The following is a 26589-nucleotide window of genomic DNA, read 5'->3' as shown; positions in this document are numbered from 1 at the left end:
AATTTATTTCAGATGGATGGGGTTTAAACTTGATAGGAGCCACTAATTCAAGTTTTGCATTTCCGCAAAACTGAGTAATAATTCATGATCCATTCGGGCTTTATATTTAGCCAAAGAACATCTACAATCCCCTTCTGGCAATTGCGCCACCATGCTCTCGTTAATGAAATTGACGACGATATTGGAGGTGTTACGCCATGGCGTATTTAAATTAATGATCACCGCTTTTGAATTGTTGGGGTGAGTTTCAATGCTCTGAATTAAAGCAGCTCCCGCGAGATCGGTGAAATAATACTCTGCTAAAATGTTTTGCTGAATTTCGTTAAGCTCCATGACTGATCAAATATGTTCATGAAAAGTTGATAAAAAATATTGTTTTATAAAAATTACGCAAGATCTCTTTAAGTAAGTTTTCACTCAAAGTTAATTTTTTACTAACCTAGATAAGGGGTTTAAGCGCGGTAATATGGTTCGGATACCTGAATTTAGCTTCAAAATACAAAATGCCAAACTACATGGAGAAGCTAGGGTACTGTTTCTTGATGTGCGGTTTCGATATTTTTTATTCATTTTTTGTATTTTTTTTGGAGCTAAAACCTTCTTTTTGAAAAGCTTCAGTTTAGTCCTTCCTGTTTTTTTCTATTATTTTCTTTCCTGTAATAGGGGGATTCCATTCCTCAGGCATCCTATAGTTGAAAAGATCTTTGCCGATTGTTTTCCAACTGAGGTAATCAATAAATAGATGAAGAAGGATAAATCTGATCCCCATCATGCGATGGTGAACGGGGTCTGCTGTGCCCAAATTTTACGACTGCTGTTACTTTTAGTATTGTTTTCACCGCTTCCTAGCCATGCGGAAAAATCCATGCTTAAATTGAAAGGCTTATTGCTGGATCTTGATACCGGGGAGCCATTGCCATTTGCCACAATTTCTATTAGGGATGCCTATGGTGTGGGGTGTCAAACCGATTTGGAAGGGAAATTTGAATTACTATATGATGAGCAATACCTTTCCGAATCTCTGGTAATTCAATTTGTGGGTTATGGAACGCTATGTATGCCTGTGGAGGAAGCAGCGGCTCAGGAAGTTTTTTACCTGAAAGAGCATCAAAAGGTATTATCCGAGGTAGTGATTGAAGCTGGAGAGAACCCCGCTTTTGAATTTATCCGAAAACATCAGGCCAGCTACCAACAGCAAGAAAACGCTCAGGAAGGCTCCAGGCAGAGCCGGGTAGAGGTGAGTTGGTGGGCCAGTCCGGAGAAGCAATGGATGCAGAAAGATTTGGATCGCTATGGGGTCGTTGGGGCCGATGGAAGGCCGGCCATTCCGGTGGTTTCGGCGGAATATGAGGTGGAAAAGGTTTATGCTGAAGGCCGGATGACGGAAAATCATTATCAAAATGTTAAGCAGATGGCGCTGGGCTTCGATGCACGGGGAATATTCGGACAGTTATTGGTGAATCCGGATTTACTGATCCACGATTTGATGTGTAACCAGCTGGTGGTGATCGACAAGAATTTCCCTTCTCCTTTTTCTCTTCGATTTGCGGCATATTTTGATTGGGATTTGAAGGATAACCCTATCGAAGAAGACGGACAGCATGTTTGGATGATTCATTTTGAGCCAAGATCTAAAAGTCAGCAGGGCTTTGAGGGAGATTTGTACTTTAATACCAGTGATAGCACCTTGGTCAAGGTAAACATGAAAATGGCTAAAAGAGCGTCCCAAAATTTTTGGTCGGATTTTGCACTTACTCAATATTGGCAACCGGATGGAAAGGGAGAAAACTGGCCTGCCATTACCCAATATCATCAAAGGCTGGAAGATGTGCCGCTTTATGGACAGGTAAAGGCATATTATAAGATTCAGGAAGGGGCCATGAGAAAAAATGTGGAAGAAATTTTAAGTAACCCACCGTTGGCTGAGGTTCCCCAGGGAAATTCCATTCAGCTTTTGGAAGAAATGAATCAAAAATCGCGGGCAGCTCATTTTAATCGTTCCATTAACATAGCTGCCAGCGGGTATTGGGAAACGCCAAAATGGGATGTTGGTCATGCGATGAATTATCTGATATTGAATGATCTGGAAGGCTACCGACTTTCCGTCAGCGGGCTTTCAGACCGGCTATGGGAGGATCATATTTGGGTGAAAAGTGGAATAGGTTTTGGTCTTGAAGATGAAAAGTGGAAATATCAGGTCGCTGGAAAATGGTTAATTAACCCTCAGCAGCGACAGATTTTGTCCATCAATACGCAGTACGATTTGATTCCGGTATCCAGCATCGGCTTCGAAAGTGAAATGTTGGAAGCCGATTACCACTTAGCACAAATTGGAGCGCTTAGTGAAAAAAGGCCTTTTTATCAAAATAAATCGGAGGTGAGCCTGTCTCAGGGCTTTCGAAGAGACTGGACGATTACTGTGGGTGGAGAATGGATGGATTTAAGAAATGCCAATCAATTTCTAGGAAAGGAAGCCATGACGGCAGGCCATTTCGCTAGCCGGTCAGCAAAAATGGAAATGCGGTGGTCTTTCAAAGACCGAAGCGCTTACAATAAGAATTATCGCTTGCTAAGAAAAGGCGGACAGCCCTTTCCGGAAGTGAAGTTGGGGGTAAAAGCAGGATTTGTCCATGATCAGCAACAGGAACAGGTTTTTCAGCAACTGTATTTACAGCTGGATCATCAGTTTGCTCTGCTATTCCCGAAGTGGGGGCAGACTTCCTACCGCTTGAATGCCGGTAAAGTGCTGGGAAATGTTCCTTTTCCGTACCTGAAGATGCATCAGGGGATTGGCGGACCCGTCTATGCTTTTGGAAGTCATCAGTTGATGAATAGCTTCGAGTTTACTTCCGATCAGTATGTGGAATTATTTGTGCAGCATTTTTTCGGGGGCGCCCTCATGTCCAAAGTGCCGGGATTGGCCTGGCTGCATGAACAGACTGGTGCAGGCATCATGATGGATTTTGAAATGGCTTATGGTACGCTCTCCCGGGCAAATGCCCAATATAATGAAGTCTTTTTAACGGAGGGGCAGCCACTGAACAGCTTGGGTAGGCATCCCTATATGGCCGCAGGGGTAGGAGTACATAATATATTTAAGGTTTTCTTTGTGGAATATTGGCACCGCTTGTCTTACCAGCAGATGTCCTATGGCTCCAATGATCAGGCTTTGAAGGTTGGATTGGTGATTAGTCTTTAAGGTATTACCAATTTCTAGTAGCATTAAGGCGAACGATGTAGCAATTTATTATACTGTAGAAGATAATGTCTAATTTGAGGGATTTTCCTTGTCCTAAAGATTATACTATTCGTAGAGAAAGCTGAAAGCTTTTTTAAACTTAACCCCCTCACTTCATGGAATTAATCGAAAATCTCAACTGGCGATACGCCACCAAAAAATTTGATGCCACCAAAAAAATCAGTTCGCAGGATCTGGATACCATATTGGAAGCGGTCCGGCTGTCGGCCAGTTCTTATGGATTGCAGTTGTATAAAATTTTGGTGATTGAGGATGCGGAGCTTCGGGCTAAATTGCAACCGGCAGCCTGGAACCAATCGCAGATTGTGGATGCCAGCCAATTGATTGTTTTTTGTAATTACAGTTCAGTGAAGGCGGAGCATATTGATGAATACCTGCGGCTCAAAGCGGATACACAAGGGATGAAGTTGGAGGATCTGAAAGCTTATGGTGATTTTATGAAAAGCAAGCTGGGAGAATTTTCTCCCGAAGCCCAAGGGGTTTGGACTGCCCGGCAAACTTATATTGCTTTGGGCTATTTGTTGAATGCTTGTGCAGCACTTCGTATAGATGCCTGCCCGATGGAAGGTTTTGAGCCGGAGAAATTCAATGAGATTTTAGGCTTGCAGGAACGGGGCTTTATGCTTCCGTGATTGCCACTATTGGTTATCGTTCGGAGGAAGATCCAACCGCAGGAGCGCCTAAAGTCAGGAAGTCGAAAGCGGATCTTTTTGAAATAATCTAGTATCAGAGGTCATAGTGTCTAGCATGCTGCACATTTGATGAAAAACAAAAGCGCCTTCGGTTTCCGAAGGCGCTTTTGCATTTATCTAACTAAAGGTGTTGGCCGGTTAAGCCGAAATATTCACCGTTAATTAATGAACTAAGCTCAAGAAGTTTATTTCCAGTTCATTATTATTTATTTTCTCTGATTTATAATAGCCCAAATTTGGGTAAGCTTGCTTTCTCCTCATTCTTCTGTTTCGTTGGAAAAAACTCGAAATAGGAAAAATTCCTTCATTTTTCCGCCTTATAGCTATTTGAGGTTTTCGCATGAATAATCCGGCTTAATCCATTCGATCTTCCTTTGGGGGTTTCAAATGTTTTCCCTGCTTTCGCAACTCACCAAGATTTTCCTGAATATGTTCTTTACTGCCAATGTGTTTAGGTACAGCCACTTTTTGAGAAGCATAAATGCCGGTATGTCCGGAGAAATAATAGGCGGTATAACAGGCAATGGCGAAGTACAATAAGTATTCCGATCCGAAAAGCTCAACGCCCATGATCGTACAGGCTAATGGGGTGTTGGTCGCTGCGGCAAATACGCCTATGAATCCTAAGGCGGCAAATAAGGCTACCGGTGCATCTAACAATCCTGCCATAGTATTGCCCAGGGTAGCCCCAACAAAGAATAACGGTGTTACCTCTCCACCCTTAAAACCTGAGCCCAGCGTAATGGCTGTCAGCACCAGCTTGGTGATCCAGGAATACCATTCGGCTCCGCCTTCCTGAAAGGCCGTATTGATCCCAACACCACCTTCCCGATAAGCTTTCACTCCAATCCCGATGTAATCGTAATTTCCTAAAAGGTTAATGGCGATGATCACCACTACTCCTCCGATCACCGGAATCAGGTAAGGGTTTTTTACTTTTGCCTTCAGGGTATCTTTCACTTTATGAGTAAGCTCACCAAAAAGGTAGCCTGCCAGACCAAAGGCCATTCCGGCAATGATGATTTTCCCAATGATCAGGCTGATGTCCAGGTAGTGCAGGTTTTCATTGAACTGCACCGAAATTTTATCCGTAATATTGATCAGCTTGTTATGACTGTGATGTGTCCCCCAGGCGGTAGTGATAAAATTACCAATCACCGAGGCGAATAATGCCGGAATAATTGCATTGAATTTGATCTTTCCGATAGTCAGCACCTCTAAAGCGAAAATGGCTCCTGTAAATGGGGTCCCGAAGATGGAGCCAAAACCGGCAGCCACCCCCGCAGTCAAAATTAATCGGGTATCATCTTCATCCAGCTTCAATAAATTTCCTAATTGCTGTGCAGTAGCTCCGCCAATTTGAACAGCAGTACCCTCTCGGCCTGCAGAGCCGCCGAAAAGGTGGGTGATGACGGTGGAAAATAAAACAAATGGACTCATTCGGCCCGGTACGCCACCTCCCGGTTTGTGAATTTCATCCATGATCAGGTTGTTACCCCCTTCAGCGTTTTTACCAAATTTGCGGTAAACCCATACAATGGCCACTCCTGCCAGGGGCAAGAGGTAAATGATCCAGGCATGTTGCTCATAGGTGGAGATTCTGAAATCCGTAGCCTTCCCCAATAGCCAAAGGAAAAAAGCATTCAATGAACCGACCACGATCGCCAAGGGCGTAATGATAGCAATCCATTTAGCCAGTTGCCGAAGTTGGTGTCTGAGATTACGGGAAAAAGGTAAATTGATCTTCATGCTTTATTTTTTATAGCCCTTGAAATGTTTGCCTAAAAAGAGCAGCAACTCTTTATAATGCGTGTGTTTTTGAGGATTCAGGCGGATCATCTTATTTGGAAAAGCAATGATTAACTCTTTAAACGGCTTGCCTTTCACTTCAATATCGGATTCCAGCCAAAGCTTCATTTCCGTGGAAGGAAATACGGTCTTTTGTAATCCGAACAAACGGGTTTCCTCAAATTCTTTTTTGATGAAGGTATAGCTTTTCATTTCCATCAGGAAGCGCACTGTACTGACTATGGATAATGCAAAGGCAAAAGCCGTTGATATCAACCATAACAAGGAAACTTCCGGGCTGTTGGCGACGTGGTAGAAATTATATAAAAATGCACTGTAGCTGACCAAAACCAGCAGAGAAAGGGTCCAGCGCAAACCCGATTTAGGATATACTTTAATCATATTATTTAATGAGGCGGGGGAGTAGCGTTCCCCTTCATACTTTGAATCCCGCAAATTTAAGCATTCGTCCTGAATGTGGGTAGGATTAGGGGCATAGTTTAAGCCGGATTATTCAAACTTAAATCTTCATTTAGCCGGCAGGCGGGAAATATGAAAGAATTTTTCTTGTTTGGAGTCCTTGATAAGGAGGCAGACATGCCTTTTTCACAAAACTACAAATTATTGGAAAGATTCCGTTCCCTATGAAGATCGATTTGATTTGAGCGCTGGTTTATTAGAAAGGTTACTATCTTTGACAATATTGATTTTATAGTACAATATCTTCCACATCAACAGTTCGGCCTTGATCAATTGGCGGTAGCCATGGGTTCTGCTGTCGAAGAGAAGTCATCACAGCGTTATTTCTACAATATTTTTTTCTATTCGCTCCAATTATCAAGTAACGCCTTGATGGATTCCGGCAGCAGGTTCGGTGGCTCGCCAGAATTGATCACAGCCTTGATTTTTTTGTTTCGTTTTTTATCAAGAAAAAAAGAAAAAGAAACGATTGATTATTAAATATAATGGTTGAATGGCCGATTTAGCTTTTTATGAAAAAGCCCTGAGGAGGCAGATGAATGAAAAGCAACCAAGTTTACCCCAATTTGGACTATTTTAAAAATCAGAAAAACATTAATGCTGTTCTGGTGGTGAGTGGGTTAGGCTGATTTTCAATATCTAAAGGTGAATAATTCGGGTTAAAGAAGGTGATGTTAGCGTTGCAGGCCTAAATTTCTTTTTAGTGATAGGATAGCGGGAATTGGTAAATTTTATTTGATCAATTCCCAATCAAAAACATCTACATTTTTTTGCTCGCTATTAAAGTGAATCCCAATCAGATAAACCGAAAGGCCCTGGCCTAAATAGGGTTCATGATAGCCACGGTCTTTAATTTGCCTCAGCGCCTCTCCCGGGTTTTTGGCATCCACCTTAAATTCAATCACATAAATGGATTGACCTGTGTCAATAACTAAATCCGCCCGCCCCTGAGCAGAAGCCTCTTCTGCATTAATTCGAAAACCAATGGACCGGAAATAGGTGTAAGCCACAGCGGCATAATACCCTTCCTGCTTTTGCAATTGGTTGCCCGTATAATTTTGATGGGCAATGGAACTGAACATGGTCCGAAGGGAGGTTTCCAGTAGCTCCATATCCTGAAAAAGGAGCGCTTCAGCAGCAGTAATTCTTTTATGAAGGTGCTCATCATCCAGTTGGCTGAGCACCCGAAAGAATAAACTGTTCAGGGAGTCTGCAATTTCCATATTAGGAATGCGCATTTGATAGACAATCCGGGCCCCAACATTCACTTCCCGCTCAATGGTAAGGTAGCCCGCCTGAAAAAGTAGCACTTCGAGCTTTATGTTTTCTACATCAAATGCACCCAATTGCTCTTCGGTAATCCGACTTTTGCCTACCTGAGGGAGATCATAACTTCCAGTCTGTAACAGGTTGATCAGGAAATTGGTCTGCCCGGTCTGCCACCAATAGTTTTTGAATTTATGTCCCCCATCCAGAAACGGTAAGATATCAAATGGATTGTAAACGGAGTTCCCCAGGAAGTTATAGCCATTGTACCATTCCCGGACTTTTTCCATATCTGCTCCGTCAAACAAATTCCCGAACTGTTGGAGTAATTCTTCATGGGTAAATCCCACAATGGTGGCATACTTTGGGTTCAGTGATATGTCCGTATAATTATTCGCTCCGGAGAATAAGCCCATTTTCCCAAATTTGGTGATGCCCGTCATCAGGGAGAATTGGAGGTGATCATCGCTGCTTTTAATGGCACTGTAAAAATCTCTTAAAGCATCCCGCATGATTATGGGAAGCTCCTCCTTGTCCAAAGTGTTCTGAATGGGTTTATCATATTCATCAATCAGCAAAACGGCCTTGGCTTTGAATTTCTTTTCGAGGCTGATGAGGAAATGACGTAGCGTGGCGTTTAGGGTCGGGCGCTCTATGTCCCGAAAATCAAAGCCAAATCGTTCAGCATTGGCCCGGATAATTAAGAGTAATTCTTGTTCCAGGGCCGCTCTGCTGGAGTTATTAATACCGCTCAGGTCAAAGCGGATCACCGGAAACTGCTTACTCCAGTCCCATTGGTCATAAATCCAAAGCCCCTTGAACAATTCCTGCTTACCAGAAAAAATGGCGTCAATAGTAGAAAGTAACATCGATTTACCAAACCTTCTGGGACGTGAAAGAAAGAAATAACCCTCTGAAGAGATTAGATTATGAATTTCTTCCGTTTTGTCCACATACAGGAAATTGGTTTTACTGTCGCGAAGTTTAGAGAACGTCTGTATGCCTAAGGGTAATTTCAGTGGATCCATTGGTTTATGAGCGCTTATATAACAAAGATACAAGGGAGGGGGGAATTTACAATAGGGGTAAATGTTGCGCTGATTTATTTACTTGCAGAGAAGTAGTGGTATAAATAGCGCCTTTTTAGGTAATTCAGACATTCGGAAGAGAATAATAAATCCGCCCGCCCAAGAAAGTGACTATTCCACCCCGGTTTGCAGGGCAAGGGCCTGACTCCAAGGGGAAAGAACACCCCAATCAGCATTAGCCTTCCGCCTGTGCCAGTCTTTTTTCATCGCTGGCCTGCGTGAGCTCCTGATAGAACTCATTAAAGAGGCCATGGAGTTGTTCACCATGTGCTTTCAGGTCTTCATATGCGCGATTCATTTGGTTTTCATGACGTACCCGGCTGCTAATACCGGCAAGCGCTTGAGCGATTCCAACCTCAGTGGCATAGGTGAGTAGCCAATTGTCCCGGCTCATATAATAATAGATATGGCTGGCCCGTTCGGGCAAATGTTCCTTATGATCGGCGATATAGGCATATGCTTTTTGAGTGTAGGATTCCAAAGATTCCCCTTCCCACTGTTCGAAGTGGGCCGCCAGGAAGTGGTCAAAGAACATATCCATCACCACGCCCGACCAGTGGCCATGCCGGTGGCGGATCAGTTGCTTGGCTTCCAGTACAAGGGGATGGGTGTCCGTGAAGTGATCGATGAAGCGATGCAGGAGCACCCCATTTTTGATCTCTTCAGGATATTGCATGTAGTTTTTTCCTTTGACAAAATCTCCCATGAAGTTGCCCGTGAGCAGGGCGGGTTGATGGTGGGACAGCTGCAAATGAGCGAGGTAATTCATGTAGTATGGAATGGTGAGTCGGCAATCTAAACTTTTTACGCTAATAGTTTGTCCGTAGCTTGGGCTTTTTCATGTAATTGCTTGCGGTGCTGCCGACAAATTAGCGATCTTGTCCGCCGAAAATTAATTCCTATAAAATGTCCGACGCTACAAAGAAAGCCATACGCTACACTGCTGAATTGTTGAAAAAAGAAAAGGAGGAAGATCTGCGCCTGTTTAAGCAGCAGGTGATGGAGACCTCTATTGATAAGAAGCGCAAGGATGGTGTGTGCTGGTATCCAATCCAGCTAAACAAGCATTTTTATGGGACAGGGGAACGCTTGGTCATTGAAGTGGAGCGTACGAAAGGCTTGGAACTGAACCATCAATTTTCTTCGGGGAAATCGGCAGGCATTTTTGTGAATGTGAATGGGCAGGCCGGGAAGTATTGGTTGCAGGGGGTGATTCAATATGTGCGGGAAGATGTGGCGCGCATCGTGGTGCAGGAGGATGAACTGCCGGACTGGATTCATGATGGGCATTTGGGTTTGCAGCTGATGTTTGAGGAGACTACCTATCGGGAAATGGAGCGTGCTCTCAAGATAGTGGAGAATGCCAGCGGACGTGCCGCGGAATTGCGGGAAGTACTCATTGGTCCGAAGTTGGCCAGTTTTCGGGAGGCTTACCCTGAGCAATTGCCACAGCTGAATCCTTCGCAGAATAACGCGCTGCATAAGATCATGACGGCAGAAGAAGTAGCGATAGTGCATGGCCCTCCGGGCACCGGAAAGACCACTACTTTAGTATATGCGATCCGACAGGTTTGTAAGAAAGAAAAGCAGGTACTGGTTTGTGCACCTTCCAATGCGGCCGTGGATTTGCTGACCAATAAGCTGGACGAAATGGGGCATCAGGTGTTACGCCTGGGGCATCCCGCCCGGGTGACTGAGGCCTCTATGCATCATACTCTGGATATGCAGATTGTCGAGCATCATGCCTATGGGGATTTGAAGCAAGTCAAGAAGCAACGGGAAGAATATTTGCGACTGGCAGGGAAATATAAGCGGAACTTTGGGCCGGAAGAACGGGCGCAAAGAACAAGATTGTATCAGGAAGCCAGCAGACTGGGCGATGAGGCCCGTATGCTGGAGAATTATATAACGGATGATCTGATGGCCCGTGCCGAGGTGATTACCTGTACGCTCGTGGGGGCATCACATCAGTTGCTCCGTGATAAAACTTTTAAGACGGTCTTCATCGATGAGGCTGGGCAGTCTTTGGAACCGGCGAGCTGGATTCCGATCCTGAAAGCCCGCAGGGTGGTGTTGGCAGGTGATCATTTCCAATTGCCTCCAACCATTAAATCTTTGGAGGCGGCACGTGAGGGATTGGCCACCACCTTATTTGAAAAGGCCATTAATAGTAATGAGGCTGACGAGATGCTGACCATTCAATACCGCATGCATGAGCAGATCATGGGTTATTCCAATCAGCAATTTTACAAGGGCCGATTGAAAGCACACCCAACGGTGCGCCACCATCAGTGGGAGGGTTTAGCTCCAATGCTTTGGGTGGATACGGCCGGGGCAGCTTATTTCGAGCAGCAAAAGGCGGATAGCCGGAGTAGTTTTAACCCACAAGAGGGAAGGGTATTGCTGGACTATCTCAAACGTTTAGCAGAAATGCCGCATGAGGAATTGCCTTCGGTGGGTATTATCGCGCCTTATAAAGCGCAGGTGGAATGGTTGCGTGCCGAGATTGATGGGGAATGGAAAGAACACCCCTGGTACCGACAGATCAGTGTAAATACCGTGGATGCTTTTCAGGGACAGGAACGGGATATTTTGTTGATGAGCATGGTGCGTTCCAATGGGGATTATAAAATAGGATTCCTGCAGGATCAGCGTCGGATGAACGTCGCCATGACCCGTGCACGGAAACATTTATGGATGATCGGAGACAGTGCTACGCTATCCTCCGATACTTTCTTTGATGGATTGCTGGCTTATGTGCAAGAGATTGGAGGGTACCAATCTGTGTTTGATCCGGAGTATTTTGATGGCTAGGCTGCTTCAGGAGCCTGTCAGACTATTACAGATTTCATTTAAATCGCAAAATTTTATTCCGACAACTTATTTCCAAATGAGGCCACTTCGGACCTAAATGCTATTTGTCAAGGGTTTGACAGGAGTCTTCTTGAGTTTTAAGCCGGATTATCCATGCTACAATCCTCGTTTAGCTGTAAGGCGGGAAAAATGAAGGAATAGTTTTCTATTTAGAGTTTTTTCCAACGAAACAGAGGAATGAGGAGAAAGCAAACTTGCCCAAATTGGGGCTATTAAAAAATCAGCCGACACGAATGTAACATACTGATAGTTAGTCGATTAAATAGGGTGTCATAATCTGGCGGTGAATAATTCGGGTTAAAATGAGTCTACCATTAATATTTAGCATAAATAATCCGGCTTAGCATGCCTTAATGGGCCCGGGGATTCAGCTTCTTTTAGGATAATTTTGAGTAATGGCCCATAAATGATATCTTTCAAAAAATAGCAATTGTGCTAATTTGACAGAGCTTTTTACACATGGGCATTAAACAGAAAATCATTCTATTGGTGGTCACCATCGTCATCTTGGGAATCAGCGCCCTGACCTGGGGGATCAATAGCATGACCCGAAAATATACCGCCGAGTCCTCCATGTTTTTGGCGACGCAGATCTCAAAGCGTTATGCATTCAACATAGAAGAGATGCTCAGCTTATCATTGCATAAAGCGGACTTGTTGCAGGAGGTTTTTGAAGAAATTCAGAACAATTCCGATCGTCCCCGAAGACTGATGAATACCATATTGGAGAAGTCCGTTAGGGATGATGAAACCGTCTTTGGTGCCTGGACCATATGGGAGCCTAATGCCGTGGATGGTAAAGACGCCCGTCATACCGAAAGTTTTGGCTCCGATGCGAATGGGCGTTTCTGTCCTTATTTTCATGAAGCCGGGGATTCTATCATTATGGAATTGCCCAATGAAGATCCGGATACTTCTTTGTGGTACCTTCAGCCTAAGCTGGTGGGGATGCCCATGGTATTGAATCCGTATTGGTTCGAAGTATCCGGAAAACAAACCTTATTGGTTTCTGCCGTAATTCCCATCAAAGATGAACTGGGAGAATTTGAGGGAGTAATCGGGATTGATGTAGAACTCAGGCGGTTGCAGGAAAGGATTGAGGAGATGGGAGAGTTTGTCACCGGACGTGCCATGCTGGTGGGCAATGACGGAACCATCGTGGCGGACTCGGATCCCACTCAAATTGGCATCCGCCTGCAGTCCTATGAGGAACGCCTGATTGATCCCATGGTGGTTTATCAGGGCGGGGAATTAGACCGATTGGTAGAGATGGATGGCCAAAAGACCTATCAGTTTTATACTCCTATCAAAATGGGCTACGGAGAAAATCCCTGGTCATTCGTATTGTTGATGCCCGAGGAAAGGGTCTTGGGTTTGTCAAAAAGAATTACAGCCCGGATATTGTTTTGGTGTTTGATAGGAGTGGTGTTTCTAATCGTTGGCTTGGTAGTGATGATCAATCAAATGGTGAGCCCCATGATCATCATCTCCAAAATGATGCGGGACATGGCCTCAGGAAAAGAGCCGGATGCCCATAAATTAGATCTGGGGAGTAAAAAACGCAGTGATGAGGTCGGGGATATGATGGAGTCTTTTGGTGTGCTGGCGCATGCCGTTCAGGAGAAGCTGGTGGCGGAGGAAGAATTGATTACCGCTTTTGAAAGCCTGGAACAGTCGAATCAACAAGTCACAACCTTAAATAATCAGCTGGAAAAGCGGGTGGAGGAAAGGACGCAGGCTTTACAGGATATCCTTCATGATTTAGAAGAGAAAAATGATGAGCTGCAGGAGAATAAAGAGCACCTGGAGCAAGAAATGAAGATGCGCGAGCATGCCCAGCAGGAATTGCGAACCAGTGAAAAGCGCTATCGTACTCTGGTAGATAACGCATTAGTGGGGGTATTTCGCCTCAATGAAGAAGGGGATTTTCAATTCCTTAATGATGCGGTGGCGACCCTGTGTGGTTATGCCACCACGGAGGAATTAATGGACGAGCAGCCCTGCTTTTATTGTATTTGGGTGAAAGGCGAGCGATCTGTAGACTTCCAGCAGGAACTGAAAGCAGAGGGCGAAGTCAAGAATTTTCAGGTGGAGATCTTTACCCGCGCTGGGGAAATCCGATATCTCATGCTAAATGCCACCTTGCAGGATGACATAATTGAGGGGATGTTGGTGGATAATACAGATACCAAAGTCGCCCTGAATAAGCTGAGAGAAAATGATCAGACCCTGCGCTTGTCCTTGAAAATTAATAATACCAGTGCCTGGGAATGGGATATTGCTTCCGGACAATTGAGCGTCACGCCGAATTTTTATGAGGTATTTGATTTTCTTCCGGAGGAATTTGATCATCAGGCCGCTTCCTTAGCCAAATTCTTTGTTGAAAATGATCATATGTTTGCTCAGGCGCAGGGCGAAGATTTGGCAACGAAGTACTCAGAGGAAGAGTGGGAGCAATACGACTTTGAGGAGCGTACCTTTAAGATTCTCACCAAAAATGGAGAAGAAAGGTTTATTTTAGGGAATGAGCGGGGTATTCTCAAAAATGGAAGAAAGGTGCTATTGGGAACCTTTCAGGATGTGACCGCCAAGAAGTTAGTGGATATCAGGCTGAGACAGTACCGGAAGATTATCTCCACGGCGCATGAGATCATGGCGCTATTGGATGAAAACGGCTGTGTCGTCCGAACCAATAAGGCTTTCCGCTCAGCCGTAGGCAAAGAATACTTTGAGATTGAAGGGCGATATATCCGAGATGTTATCCCATCCCTGGAGGATAAGCATATGCGGATTCTTACACAATTTCGTCAGGGAGATTATGAAAAGACCGAAATACAAGATTGGTTCGTGCTCCATGATGGCTCCCGGCTATTTTTCAGTGTTCGGTTGCTGCCCGTATTTTCTGAAGACGGACAATATGAGGGGCTTACCCTATCAGCCCGTGATGTCACCGATATCCGATTAACGCAGGAGCGGATGGAACGGATTCTGGATTCAGTGGACAACGGGGTTTTTGAGCTCAATTATAATGAAGAGCAATTCTTCTATTCTGAGAACGTATTTAATATGCTGGGTTATCACCCCGGGGAGTTTAAGAACTTTCAGCGGGAGGTGGTAGATTTGGTACATCCGGATGATGTGGAATTTTTTAAATCCAGAGTCAAGCAATTTATGTTTGGGCAACGCTCCCGTTTGGATGTAGAGATGCGCATGCGTACTGCCTGGGATACCTACAAACCAATCCTGATGCGGGCAGTGGATTATGAGCGGGATAGTGAGGGCAAAGCCATAAAGGTGATTGGTACAGTGACGGACATTACGGAACTGAAGCAAAAGGAGTACGATCTGAAGGCGGCCAAGGATGCTGCCGAACAGGCCAATAAAGCCAAGTCAGAGTTCCTGGCCAATATGTCTCATGAAATTCGTACGCCGATGAATGCTGTTATCGGCTTTACGGAACTATTGGAGGGGCAGATTACCGATAGTCGCCATAAGGGCTATCTGCAATCGATCAAAGCGGGCTCGAAAAGCCTGATGACACTGATCAATGATATTCTGGACCTTTCGAAGATTGAAGCCGGCCGTATGGAAATCGAGTATGAGTCCGTTAATCCTTTTGGCTTTTTTAAAGAGATCCAGCAAATATTTGAGGTGCGCATTGCTCAAAAGCAATTGGACTTTTTGATTGATGTGGATGGAGATTTACCTCCAAGTCTGATGATGGATGAGGTACGGTTGCGGCAGGTGATTTTCAACCTGATTGGAAATGCGGTGAAATTTACCGATCAGGGTTTTGTGAAATTATTGGTGAGCCGGGTGACAGGGAAATCCGAGGGAACCGTGGGAATGGAAATAGCAGTTCAGGATACGGGTATAGGTATTCCCGAAGATCAGCAGGATTTGGTCTTTAAGGCTTTCCGACAGCAACAGGGGCAGAGTACCAGGAAATACGGGGGAACAGGCCTTGGGCTTTCTATTTCCCGCCGATTGGTCAATATGATGGGGGGAGAAATGCGCCTGAGCTCAAAGGAAGGAGAGGGCTCCACCTTTACCATCTTTCTTCCGGAGGTGAAGATAGGTGATGAACAAAAAATGAATCATCGAATCCCTGAAGAGCTGGGACGTGGCATTATTTTCGAAAGCTCTAAGGTATTGGTGGTTGACGATATTGATATTAACCGGGTACTCATTTTGGAGAGCCTGAAGAATACCGCCATTAAATTGTTGGAGGCCCGAAATGGATTAGAGGCCGTAGAGATGACCCGCCAACACCATCCTGATCTGGTATTGATGGACATCCGAATGCCTAAGATGGATGGCTATGAAGCCACCCGCATAATAAAGGGCGATCCTGATGTGGGGCACATTCCGGTGGTGGCGCTGACGGCCTCTGTGATGCAGGAAGACCAGAATAAAGTTTTTGAGGCTGGCTGTGACGGCTTGTTGCGTAAACCGATTAGTGCGGATGTGCTAATGCAGGAAATGGCGCAATACCTTCCTCATCAGTTAGAGGAATTAGAAGAGGAAGAGACTTCAGCATCCTCTCAAAATGGCGCCCTATTTTCATTGTCTCATTTATCTGAGGAACAAAAGCAGGAGTTTTTTAAAGTCATCCATCAGGAGGTGAAACCACTTTGGCAGCGAGTGGATGAAGACCTGATGTCTGATGATGTGGAGACTTTAGGAGGTTTGCTTCAGGCAGTGGCCAAAGAGTATAAACTGGATATTTTTCAGGCTACCGGAGATCAGTTATTAGAAGACCTGGCTAGTTTTGAATTGGACAGGATGGAACAGGGCGTGAAGAATTTTGGGATAATATTAAATAAAATGAAGTAAACGTTAGAGAGTAATTGACATATATCATGTCTTGTTATGAATTTTTAATTTTATTCTCACTTTCCTGATCTAGGGGATAGTTTTTGGCAATTTTACAGTTTACTTTTGCTGCGTTTTTAGTAAAAGTAAACTTAAAATGAAGAAACGTTTTACCCCATTTATGGTTCTTTTCGCTCTTATGGCGATCTTCTTTGTTCAGGAAGTAAAAGCACAGAATGTACAGTTGCACTACGATTTCAATCGCAGTCGTCCATTGAATAGTGATCAGGCACAAAACTATGGTGCGCCGGTTTTTACTTCTACTTTTGAGTATTTTAAAGCCACAGAAAAAGGTGAATCCTTTATGTTTGCCGATGTGGATTACCGTAACACCAAAGATGGTGGTGCTGGTTTGTTTTATTGGGAAATTTCGCACAAGTTTTATTTGAATGAGAACAAGTTGAACTTGCATGTCGAGTATGACGATGGTTTTGCTACCTTTGCTGATGGTTCAGGGCAATTTCCGATCAAGCGTGCAGCGCTATTGGGGTTGGGCACCCATTTGTGATTGGCGATTTGTTCCTTCATGCTACTGTGATGTACAAGTACCACCCACGCGCTTATACCAAGGCCGATGGACAGTTTACCGCCGTTTGGTTCTGGCCATTGTTCAAAGGAAAAGTGATGTTCAATGGTTTCTTAGATCTTTGGTCAGAAGATCGTAACTTTGTTGGAGATGGTGAGGATATCGGGAAGCAGGCCGTGTTCTTGGCAGAGCCACAGATCTGGTACAATGTAACCGATAATTTTGCCGTAGGAGGTGAAGTGGAGGTGTCCATGAACTTTGCAGAATACAATCCTGCTTTCAATGGCATGAACAAGTGGATGGTCAATCCTACTGTAGCGGTCAAATACACTTTTTAATTTATTGCATCAATCAACCTTTAAATAGCCTATTATTATTACTAAAATTCCCATTAGGGAATGGGAGGATATTTTCCTGATTCACCTTCCGCTTTGGCAAAAATAATAGGCTTTATTCCTAACGTTCGGTTGATTTCCGGGCATTAACGACATTAAATAATCATGGAGAAGTTTTTCAATCTGCAGGCACGTGGTACTAACGTGCGGCAGGAAGTCTTTGGTGGGATCACAACTTTTCTTACCATGGCCTACATCATTTTTGTAAACCCTAATTTGTTGGGGATTGCAGGAATGGATCAGGGCGCCTTGATCACGGTAACGTGTTTGGCGTCCATCATCGGTACTTTATTGGCTGCTTTTTGGGCAAAGGTACCGTTTGCAATGGCTCCGGGTATGGGGCTTAACGCTTTCTTCACTTTTACTTTAGTTAAAGGACAGGGAGCCAGCTGGGAAGAAGCCCTCGGGGTGGTATTTATTTCCGGTATTGTTTTTCTGATCCTGACGGTGATCGGAGTGCGCGAGAAAATTGTTTCCAGCATTCCGGTTTCATTAAGATTGGCAGTGGGCGCCGGTATCGGTTTGTTCATCTGTTTTATTGGTTTCCAGAATATGGGGCCATTTGTGCCTGAGGCAGGCAAAGTAGTAGGATTGATTGTGGATAATCCGGCTACTTTAGTAGGCTTGGGAACTTTTAATACGGCTACAGCCTGGGGTTTGGCCGGTTTGGTATTGATCGGAATTCTGGAAGTGCGTCGTGTGAAAGGATCTATTCTGATCGGAATTGTATGCTGTACATTGGGGGGCATGTTGACCGGTGATGTTCAGGTGCCGGATGCGATTATCGCTATGCCGAAATCTATCGCTCCGATTGCATTAAAATTAGATGTTTTAGGGGCTTTGAAATTGTCTATGATCGGGGCGATCTTCTCCTTTATGTTCGTGGATTTATTTGATTCCATCGGCACGATTGTGGCGTGTTCTTACGAAGCCAAGATGGTCGAGAAAGATGGTAACATTCCTGTGATTGGAAAAGTACTGGAAGCGGATGCATTGGCAACCGTGATCGGTTCCTTATTAGGTACTTCGACCACTACAACTTATGTAGAGTCTGCGGCAGGTATTTCTTCTGGTGCACGTACCGGTTTGGCCTCTGTAGTAACGGCTGGTTTGTTCTTTATCGCGATGTTCTTCGGTCCATTAATTGGTGTGGTGCCTGCTTTTGCGACAGCACCAGCTTTGGTGATCGTAGGGGTGTTTATGTTTAAAAACATCAATCAGATTGATTTCAAAGATTTCAATGAAGCCATTCCTGCTTTTTTGACCATCATCCTGATGCCTTTGACTTATTCGATCTCTACAGGTTTAAGCTTTGGTTTTATCGCTTATACCGTTATCGCCATTGCTAATGGCAGAGCATTGAAATTGTCGCCAACGATGTGGTTCATCACCATATTATCCTTGATTAACCTTTACTTCACCATGACCGGTGGAGGAGCATAAAAAGAATATGCTTATATTCAAAATATGGGAAGCGCAGACTGTCGGGTTTGCGCTTTTTTTGTGTCTGGGATAAACTTCCGGAGGCCTGGCCAAGGGATAGAGGCGGAGGCGCAGCCGGTTGTGGAGCTCTTTTTCGTTGGGCAGGCCCTGGTTTTTATTCAAACTGCCCGGCGAAAAAAGCGACCGCCGAAAGCCCGGATGAGCGGAGCGAATTGGCCCCGAATGCTCCCGTTAAACTGATTCTTTTTCTTTTAGCTGTTCCATTAGCTGATCCACTTTCAGGTTCAGGGAATCAATTTTCTTTTCGAGCTCATCATTATTGTCCATCACCATGGCATCCACGAAAATGGAGTTGACCAGGGAAAGGCCAAAGATACCACCGGTGAGTAGAATGATGACGAAGAAGGATTTGATGCCAACTTCCTGCCAGGGGGTTGCCGCTTCCATCATGCTTTCCGGAATTTCATACCAGCCTTCAATGGTGAAGACCTTAAAGACAGAGTAGAGAGAGCTGAGTGGGTTGCCGAAGTGTTCGGGCGAAAGTTCGGCAAACATATAGCAAGAGAGTACTGCCACAATAAAATTGTAAATAAAGAAGGCCATGATCACCAGCACGGAGGCTTTTAAGGCCCGCTTGATACCGGAGGTCAGCACCTGAATGCCGGGAATGAACCGGAAAAAGCGGATAAACTTCAGGGCTCTGGCTGTCCGGAAGATGAGCAGGAAGTCCAGGCCGGCATTGTCGTTGGAGCTGAACCAGAACAGCAGGGAAGGGGTGGCCAGTAGGATCAGGAGGAAATCGAAACGATTCCAGCCATCTCGGAAATACTGGCGGCTGCCCAGTAATTTAACTTTATACACCGCTTCTGCAATAAAATAGAGCGTGAAGATGTTGTCCAGGTCACTAAGGCGATGGAGCAAGTTGGACTCCAGGTGGAAGCCTTGTAAAAAAATAGTAATTGCATTCAGAAGGATGACCAGCATAATGGCCTCTTCAGAAAAAAATAGTCGCTTTTGAATATTCATAATGCTCTCTTTTGCCGCAACAAAATTAATAAATTCTAATCCATTGGGCAGGATGAAATACGACTATGTGTTTTAGAATTTATTGAGATATACATAAAAAAAGTATTAAATACGACCTGGTGGTAATATGATGGAGTGCTGTAACGAAATAATGATCAGCAGGCGGAGTGAAGGGTAGTGGTTTTAATTCGAATTATATCCCACTAAATTCATTAACTAGTCGCAAGTAGCTTTATTTTAGCTCGTTATGGTTTATTTTCTTTGATGTATCATAACCCAAATATGGGCGAGTTTGCTTTCTCCTCACTCCTCTGTTTTGTTGGGAAAAACTCGAAACAGGAAATTATTCCTTCATTTTACCCGCCATGCAGCTAAAGGAGAATAAAGAAGGAATAATACGGCCTAAGCAATACGGAAACTATTGGTTCGAAGTGGACAGAATAGGAATGTAGGGTATTCTGCAGAAAGATAGGGTAAGTAAACTGAATGCGGTTTCCCAGGTAGCCTTTTGGCGGTAATTAATGCTTTCCGTTTTTTTAAAATTGCTGAATGTAATCCTTAAGGTTTACTTCTTTAGGTAAAGCCATTTTCTTTTTCAATCGGTACCTTTTTAGGTCCACGCTGCGAACGGTGATATTGAAAATAGGGGAAATTTCTTTAGAGGTAAGGTTCACTTTCAGATAAGCACACAATCTGAGATCCTCATTGGTGAGTCCCTGGTGTTTTTTCTGTAATTTATTGAAAAAATGCGCATGGGTCTCGGTGAAGGCGGATTCGAAAATTTGCCAGTCTTTTTTTTCATCAAAATTGCGCTCGATGATTTTATTCAGACTTTCTATATCCTGCTTCTGTACATATCGTTTCTGCTCCCGGATGTGAATAAGCTCCTCCTTAATCTCCTCAATGATTTCCTTTTTCTTATTATTTTGGATCAGTAATTTGGAAAGCTCATTGGTCTTATCTTCTATTTCAGTCCTTAATTGTCGGGCTTCCACTTCCATCAATTTTTCGTGATTATATACCCGGATCTCGTTTAGTTTAAATCGCTCTTTTCGAAGATTTTTTAGCTTTTGTTTTTTATACAAAGTATTGAACCAAAGGAATAACAGGTAAAAGATCCCGAATATGAGCAAAAAGTATAGGCCAAAGGCAGTCGCAGAAAAATAAAAAGGAGGCTGGATTGAGAATTGATACTTCACTTCCTCCGGATGGGCATCAGACTTTAGGTGAAGTACATATTTCCCCGTAGGGAGATTATGGAAGCTCAGCTTGTGATTGGAGGTGGCAGATTGCCATTGGTCATGATAACCGGACAAATAATAAGAATAGTGAGAATTTCCCTGAAAGTTTAAGTCACTGTAATGGAAGGTGACAGAATTAAATTTGTATGGAATTTTATTGGCCTCAAAGCCGTTGAGGGGTTTCCCACTTCGGTCGTTATTAAAGGATATTTTGGTGATGTGGGTTTTTCCTTTTGGCTTGGGACGCGCTTCAAATTTATTAAGATCAAAGAACAGGAGGCCCTCAGATTGCGCGATAGCAAAGATCCGCTTAGGAAATACTTTGATTTGTTCGTAGCCGTAAATCATCTTATTTCCCATTTGCGCAATATGCGGAGGGAGAAAGACTTCCTTTTTGCTGGCTGCATCGTAGAGCATCAATTCCTGTCCCTTGCGCGCTAAATAATAGGAGTCGATAGCCGGAGAAAGATAATTTATGCCCTGCAATGCAGGTGCTGCCGGTACCCATTTTTCCTCTTCAAAAATCATGGTCTGGTGATCGGTGGCTATAAGCGCCTTGCCTTCAAAGGGAAAGAGACGAATGCGATTGGTGGGTTCAAATATATGCGCCGCGTTTAAAGACTGAATGGTCGCGATTCCCATGCCATCCTCCTGCAATTTTATTTGATAGCATTTGTCATTAATGTCAGTAGCCAATAAATCCCCGTTCGGGAGTTCCATCAGGTCTTGCGTCTGCGTCGAAATTTCATTGAGTGTTTTTTGGTATTTTAATTGGCTGTTTTCCCATTGATATACCGATAGCCCATAATAAGAAGACTGATATACCAAATCAGGATGTCGTTTGCTTTGGACCATATGATAGCCGCCTGCTACCGGTGATATTAATTGCAGCCTTTCGCCCTGAAGTTGATAAGTGCCTTCATTATGCCCTACAAATATTTGGTTTTTCAGCTCCGAGATGTCCCAAATCTGCCCCTCAGAGGCAGAAATTTTGCTAATCTTTTGTGCATAGGGCTGCCCTTGTTTTTGACTGACAAATAAACCCTGGTTGGTCGCGATATAGCATTTTGACTGAAAAATGTGCGCATCGTATACACTCCCGAGTTGGTCATTAGGAGTAGAAAGAAAAGCAATAGGGGAGGCCATGTCAATGAGGGCAATACCATTATCCGTGCCTATCCATAGTAATTGATCTTTCAAATGCAGGGCATGGATCCGGTTATTCGGTAAGCCATTATCCGTATGAACATGTTGGGTGATATGTCCTTCCAGGTCGCCAATGATCAGCCCTCCATTCATGGTTCCAAAAGCCCATTGTTCTTGATCGAGGCGCACCACTTTATTGAGCTGATAATTTTTCAATAGGTCATTCATCGCGCTGTTAAGTGGGGCAAGTTGGCCATTCTTTAATAAGAATAAGCCATTTTTCAGACTTCCTAAAAGCAGACTGCCATCCTCTAAAGGGGCGATGTAGATGATCTGATAAGGCTTTAATTGTGCGGGTTGATTAAGCGGGAGGCGAACAATGTCGCGGGCCAGATTGGTGGTATAAATACCCTTTGGAGCAACATGATAATAGATTTTTCCATTGTGCGGATAGGAGTAGGTAGTGTTTCCCGCATTAATCTTTTCATAACCAATATGCCCGGCCTCATCAATGAAATAAAAACGATCGAAAGACTGGAAAATGGTTTTGCCTTCAAAGGGATAAATCTTCCAGATATCGGCATTTATATTAGCTAATGAATGAAATCCTGAGGCAAGATCATGTTCAAGAAAATAGCCCAGGGTTTTATTCCCCCCGACAAATATGGTGTCTCCTGAACAATAGACACTCCGGGCAATATGCGGTAGCTTCATCAGTGCCCATTCTTCGCCGTCATATTTTAATAATCCCAGGGTGTTGGCAACATACAGATTACCTTCTTCCGACTGATGAATATCCCAGTTTTGGTTTTCAGCATGATAATCCTGCTTTTCAAAAACGATGAGATCAGGGGAAATGGTACCCGTGAATTTACCGGCAACTTCCTGAGCATAAGCTAGTGAAGAGATGAAAAAGAGTGAAATAAAAAATCCCCGCATAGTACATGTTTTAAGCATGCAAATTTGTGTAATATTCATCAGTATTTCACGCTATAGAGGGAAAAGTTAAGCTTTGGCTTCATTAATTAAGAAATTACTAAAATCACCCAAAGTCATTTGAGAAATTTTCACTAATGGAAATAAATTCGACCTCAAACTAAAATAATTCAAAATTGAGGCTTTTTTGTTGATGACTTAAGATTACATCACCCAAAAAAATAAGGGGTTTTAGGTATGATTTTTTCAATAGCGTAACTCTCTGTAAATCAGCAAATGTAATCCTTTTTAAAACGAATGATGTGCCTTTGATGATGTGCCGATTTGCGTATTTACCGCCTGCTTTAGCACATCTTTGTTTGAGGCAGGGAGCTAATCGGAATATTTACATCTCCTTTTTTTTCAATGCCAGGTCTTTTTGTAACGGCTCGATTGAGCATACCTCATGGGAATCAAAAAGGCCACCCGCTTAAGTTATTGCTGACTTCGAAAATTATTTTAACGATTTACATTTAATTTATCATGACCAAAAAACTATTCTTGTTTTTTATGATGCTTGGAAGTTTCTCCGCTTTTGCGCAAGATGCTTTTGAGGTATCAGGTGTCGTCAAGGGAGACGATGGAGAAGGTCTTCCCGGCGTGAGTGTGATTATCAAAGGAACCACGCATGGGGTTTCGACCGACTTCGATGGCGCCTTTACGCTTTCGGGGGTCTCCGCGGAAAATACCCTGGTATTTTCTTTTATAGGAATGAAGCCACAGGAGTTTGTGGTCGGCAATCAAACATTTTTTGAGGTAGACTTACAGCAAGATGTGGAGAATTTGGAGGAAGTGGTAGTGATCGGTTACGGTACCTCCAAATCAAAGGATTTGACGGCCCCCATTGCGAATGTGGACAATAAGGACCTGAATTCCATGTCGGTTTCTTCAGCGACTGAGGCTATTCAGGGTAAAGTAGCCGGGGTAAATATTGTTTCCAGCGGTGCTCCGGGAGAGTCTCCTCAAATGCAGATTCGAGGCATCGGTTCCTTAAATCAAAGTGATGTACTTTATGTGGTGGACGGTATGCAGTTGTTCGATATCGCCTGGTTGAATCCGAATGATATTGAAACGATGAGTATTCTAAAAGATGCTTCTGCTTCTGCGATCTACGGTATGCGGGCTGCTGGCGGGGTAGTGATCATTACCACCAAAACCGGTGCGAAGAATGAAAAGATGCGCGTGTCTTATGACGGTTACTATGGAGTGCAAAAAGTGACTCAACGTTTAGAGATGGCCAACTCGGCGCAGTATGCTGATTTTATCAGATCTTCCAATAATTCGGATTTGATTAAGCCCATAGATGCGGCCATGGAAAGATATGGAAGTGTGGATGGAAATCCTGCCATCTCCACGGACTGGTATGACGAGCTGATCAAATCGGCACCGATTCAAAACCACAATATCTCCATCATGGGAGGAACGGAAAAGTCCACCTATAATGTGAGTCTGGGGTATTTTAGCCAGGGCGGTATTATGAATGAAGGTCAGGGGAACTATGAGCGTTTTTCATTGAAGACCAACTTTTCGCATACCGTATCAGAGGCCTTCAATTTTGGTTTGAACATGACCATGACCACTGAGGATCGTATGACAGATGATGATCGTGCCTTCTTCCAGGCCTATATCGGTAGCCCGATGTATCCGGCCTATGATTATAGTTTACCGGATTCGGAAGCTTATCCAAAGAAGTTTGCCAATCCACACAATTTGGGATTTGATACTTATTATACCAACCCATTGGGAGTGGCCTACTATCATAGTAATAACAGAACACAAAATTTCAGAGTATTACCAAACCTTTACGCAGAATTCCGTCCTTTCAAAACGGATAAATTGACTTTCCGCTCCAGCTTAAGCATGGATTATATCAATTCCAGAGGAAGTAATTTTACGCCGGATTACCAAATAGGAAATACCGTGCAGCCTATTAATTCCCTAACGAAAAACCAATACTGGACCTATAATATGGTTTGGGATAATTTCGCTACCTATGAAGAAGCATTCGGGAATCATAATTTGAAAGTAATGGTTGGTTCTTCCACTATTGAAGAAAACACCCGCTTTTTAAGCCTTACTGCTCAGGGGGTAAAGGATCCCAATTATATCCATACCGGAGATGAATCTACCTTAACGGGTTTTGATGGTGGTGAGCGATACAGAATGCTAGGTTTATTTACCCGGGTATCTTACAACTATGATGATCGCTATTTGGTGACCGGTATGATTCGTCGTGATGCCAGTTCCAAGTACCAGGAAAAATGGGGTACTTTCCCTTCCCTGGGATTGGGTTGGGTAGTGTCTGAAGAAGAATTTTTCAAGAGCTGGAACCAAAGCACCCTGGATCATTTTAAACTGAGAGCGTCTTATGGTGATTTGGGGAATGCGCAAGGGGTTGCCAATACAGGTTTTGCTGCTATTTTGAATGGAGGATTGGGACAGTCCGGTCTTTTTGGCGGAAGCCTGATCATGCCCGGGATGATTCAGCAAGGGACTTACTCTCACCTTAGCTGGGAGCGTACCCGTGAATTCAATATTGGTTTCGAGTCCAAATTATTTGATTACCGTTTGAACTTTGAGGCCGATTATTTCAATCGTCAGACATTAGACATGATCATAATGCCGCCATTGTCCAATGGTCTTGAACCTACTTTGCAAAATGCCGGAGATATGAAAAATACCGGTCTGGAATTGGCCCTGAATTGGTCTGATCAGATTGGAGATTTCTCCTACAGCCTTGGAGGTAATTTTACCAAGATTAACAATATGGTGACGAGTTTAGGTGGGGCGCCTTATATTCAGGCCGGCACAGAAGAGTTCCCTCAAATGTTGATGCCTGGTGAGGCCGCATACAGCTTCTATGGCTGGGAAGTAGCGGGTGTTTACCAGAACCAACAAGAGATTGACGACTGCCCGATTGCACAGGCCAACAACCTAAAGCCTGGCGACTTCCGCTATGTAGACCGTAATGGAGATGGCGTGATTGATGAAAGTGATCGTACCATTTTGGGAGATCCAAATCCGGACTTTTACTATGGCTTTAACTTCAATGTAGCCTATAAAAATATCAGCCTGTCAGCCAACTTCATGGGCTCACACGGAGGTACGATACTGAACAGAAAGCGTGCGGATATTAACAAACATGCCGGTAATAACATTGATGCTAATTTAGCGAACAATCTTTGGACAGGAGAAGGAAGCACCAACGCCTATCCTTCTGCTGAGGGAATGTTTAATACCTGGAATAACGGCCGATTGAACAGCTTCTATCTGGAAGATGCTTCTTTCTTCCGCCTGCAGAATATTCGCCTGACGTATAATTTGCCATCCTCGGTGATGGAGAATTTAAAGATGACCGGCGCTTCGGTGTATTTGAATGTAGACCGTCCGTACACCTGGTTCAATACCAACGGATTCACGCCGGAAGTACCGGGTGGGGTTGATGAGCAAACTTACCCCATACCAGCAGTATTCTCCTTAGGGGCATCTCTTACTTTCTAACGCTTAAATAGTAA

16 protein-coding genes are annotated in these 26589 nt (G+C 43.9%); 9 read left to right on the top strand and 7 right to left on the bottom strand.

Annotated features, from left to right (window positions below; translation table 11 throughout):
- Positions 1 to 42: 42 nt before the first annotated feature.
- On the bottom strand, positions 43 to 333 hold the full coding sequence (locus NG22_RS09175) for a hypothetical protein (RefSeq protein ID WP_053405477.1): 291 nt from the start codon (positions 331 to 333) through the stop codon (positions 43 to 45).
- A gap of 409 nt (positions 334 to 742) precedes the next feature.
- On the opposite strand from NG22_RS09175, the gene NG22_RS09165 reads away from it, so the two are divergent.
- Both NG22_RS09165 and NG22_RS09160 read left to right on the top strand, forming a co-directional pair.
- Complete coding sequence (locus NG22_RS09165; RefSeq protein WP_053405475.1) at positions 743 to 3199, top strand: DUF5686 family protein; 2457 nt, start codon at positions 743 to 745, stop codon at positions 3197 to 3199.
- Positions 3200 to 3354: 155 nt separating this feature from the next.
- Positions 3355 to 3891 (top strand): NAD(P)H-dependent oxidoreductase, encoded by a 537-nt coding sequence (locus NG22_RS09160; protein ID WP_253275667.1) that lies wholly within the window; start codon positions 3355 to 3357, stop codon positions 3889 to 3891.
- A gap of 414 nt (positions 3892 to 4305) precedes the next feature.
- On the opposite strand, the gene NG22_RS09155 is transcribed toward NG22_RS09160, so the two are convergent.
- Both NG22_RS09155 and NG22_RS09150 read right to left on the bottom strand, forming a co-directional pair.
- Positions 4306 to 5700: a voltage-gated chloride channel family protein gene (locus NG22_RS09155; protein WP_053405474.1), complete on the bottom strand. Its 1395-nt coding sequence runs from the start codon at positions 5698 to 5700 to the stop codon at positions 4306 to 4308.
- A 3-nt stretch (positions 5701 to 5703) separates the two neighbouring features.
- Positions 5704 to 6141 (bottom strand): hypothetical protein, encoded by a 438-nt coding sequence (locus NG22_RS09150; protein ID WP_157600968.1) that lies wholly within the window; start codon positions 6139 to 6141, stop codon positions 5704 to 5706.
- Positions 6142 to 6504: 363 nt separating this feature from the next.
- Between NG22_RS09150 and NG22_RS17795 the strand changes: the two genes are divergently transcribed.
- The gene (locus NG22_RS17795) at positions 6505 to 6699 is read left to right on the top strand and encodes a hypothetical protein (RefSeq protein ID WP_157600966.1); all 195 of its coding nucleotides are present in this window, start codon (positions 6505 to 6507) and stop codon (positions 6697 to 6699) included.
- Positions 6700 to 6950: 251 nt separating this feature from the next.
- On the opposite strand, the gene NG22_RS09145 is transcribed toward NG22_RS17795, so the two are convergent.
- Together NG22_RS09145 and NG22_RS09140 are read right to left on the bottom strand one after the other, a co-directional pair.
- Positions 6951 to 8513 carry an ATP-binding protein gene (locus NG22_RS09145; RefSeq protein WP_053405472.1) on the bottom strand — a complete coding sequence of 521 codons (1563 nt, stop codon included), beginning with the start codon at positions 8511 to 8513 and terminating at the stop codon, positions 6951 to 6953.
- Positions 8514 to 8748: 235 nt separating this feature from the next.
- Positions 8749 to 9342 carry an ACP phosphodiesterase gene (locus NG22_RS09140; protein WP_072159056.1) on the bottom strand — a complete coding sequence of 198 codons (594 nt, stop codon included), beginning with the start codon at positions 9340 to 9342 and terminating at the stop codon, positions 8749 to 8751.
- Positions 9343 to 9479: 137 nt separating this feature from the next.
- Between NG22_RS09140 and NG22_RS09135 the strand changes: the two genes are divergently transcribed.
- The 5 genes from NG22_RS09135 to NG22_RS09115 all read left to right on the top strand — a co-directional run bounded on the left by NG22_RS09135 (position 9480) and on the right by NG22_RS09115 (position 18686).
- Positions 9480 to 11387, top strand: a complete 1908-nt coding sequence (locus NG22_RS09135; RefSeq protein WP_053405470.1) for an AAA domain-containing protein — start codon at positions 9480 to 9482, stop codon at positions 11385 to 11387.
- 519 nt (positions 11388 to 11906) lie between these two features.
- Entirely contained in the window at positions 11907 to 16283 is a 4377-nt protein-coding gene (locus NG22_RS09130; RefSeq protein ID WP_053405469.1) for a PAS domain S-box protein, read from the top strand.
- Positions 16284 to 16419: 136 nt separating this feature from the next.
- The gene (locus NG22_RS09125) at positions 16420 to 16830 is read left to right on the top strand and encodes a DUF5020 family protein (RefSeq protein ID WP_053405468.1); all 411 of its coding nucleotides are present in this window, start codon (positions 16420 to 16422) and stop codon (positions 16828 to 16830) included.
- A gap of 29 nt (positions 16831 to 16859) precedes the next feature.
- Positions 16860 to 17186, top strand: a complete 327-nt coding sequence (locus NG22_RS09120; protein WP_053405467.1) for a DUF5020 family protein — start codon at positions 16860 to 16862, stop codon at positions 17184 to 17186.
- A gap of 162 nt (positions 17187 to 17348) precedes the next feature.
- A complete protein-coding gene (locus NG22_RS09115; RefSeq protein WP_053405466.1) occupies positions 17349 to 18686 on the top strand; it encodes an NCS2 family permease in 1338 nt (445 codons plus the stop codon).
- 231 nt (positions 18687 to 18917) lie between these two features.
- On the opposite strand, the gene NG22_RS09105 is transcribed toward NG22_RS09115, so the two are convergent.
- Together NG22_RS09105 and NG22_RS09100 are read right to left on the bottom strand one after the other, a co-directional pair.
- Entirely contained in the window at positions 18918 to 19712 is a 795-nt protein-coding gene (locus NG22_RS09105; RefSeq protein WP_053405464.1) for an ion transporter, read from the bottom strand.
- A 536-nt stretch (positions 19713 to 20248) separates the two neighbouring features.
- On the bottom strand, positions 20249 to 23038 hold the full coding sequence (locus NG22_RS09100; protein WP_053405463.1) for a triple tyrosine motif-containing protein: 2790 nt from the start codon (positions 23036 to 23038) through the stop codon (positions 20249 to 20251).
- 519 nt (positions 23039 to 23557) lie between these two features.
- Here NG22_RS09100 and NG22_RS09095 point away from each other — a divergent pair.
- Positions 23558 to 26575, top strand: a complete 3018-nt coding sequence (locus NG22_RS09095; RefSeq protein ID WP_053405462.1) for a TonB-dependent receptor — start codon at positions 23558 to 23560, stop codon at positions 26573 to 26575.
- The last annotated feature ends 14 nt before the right edge of the window (positions 26576 to 26589 follow it).

The organism is Persicobacter sp. CCB-QB2, assembly GCF_001274635.1.
GTDB lineage: Bacteria > Bacteroidota > Bacteroidia > Cytophagales > Cyclobacteriaceae > Persicobacter > Persicobacter diffluens.
Note: the sequence above shows the minus strand (reverse complement) of the source record. Positions and strands in the feature narration are given on the sequence as shown.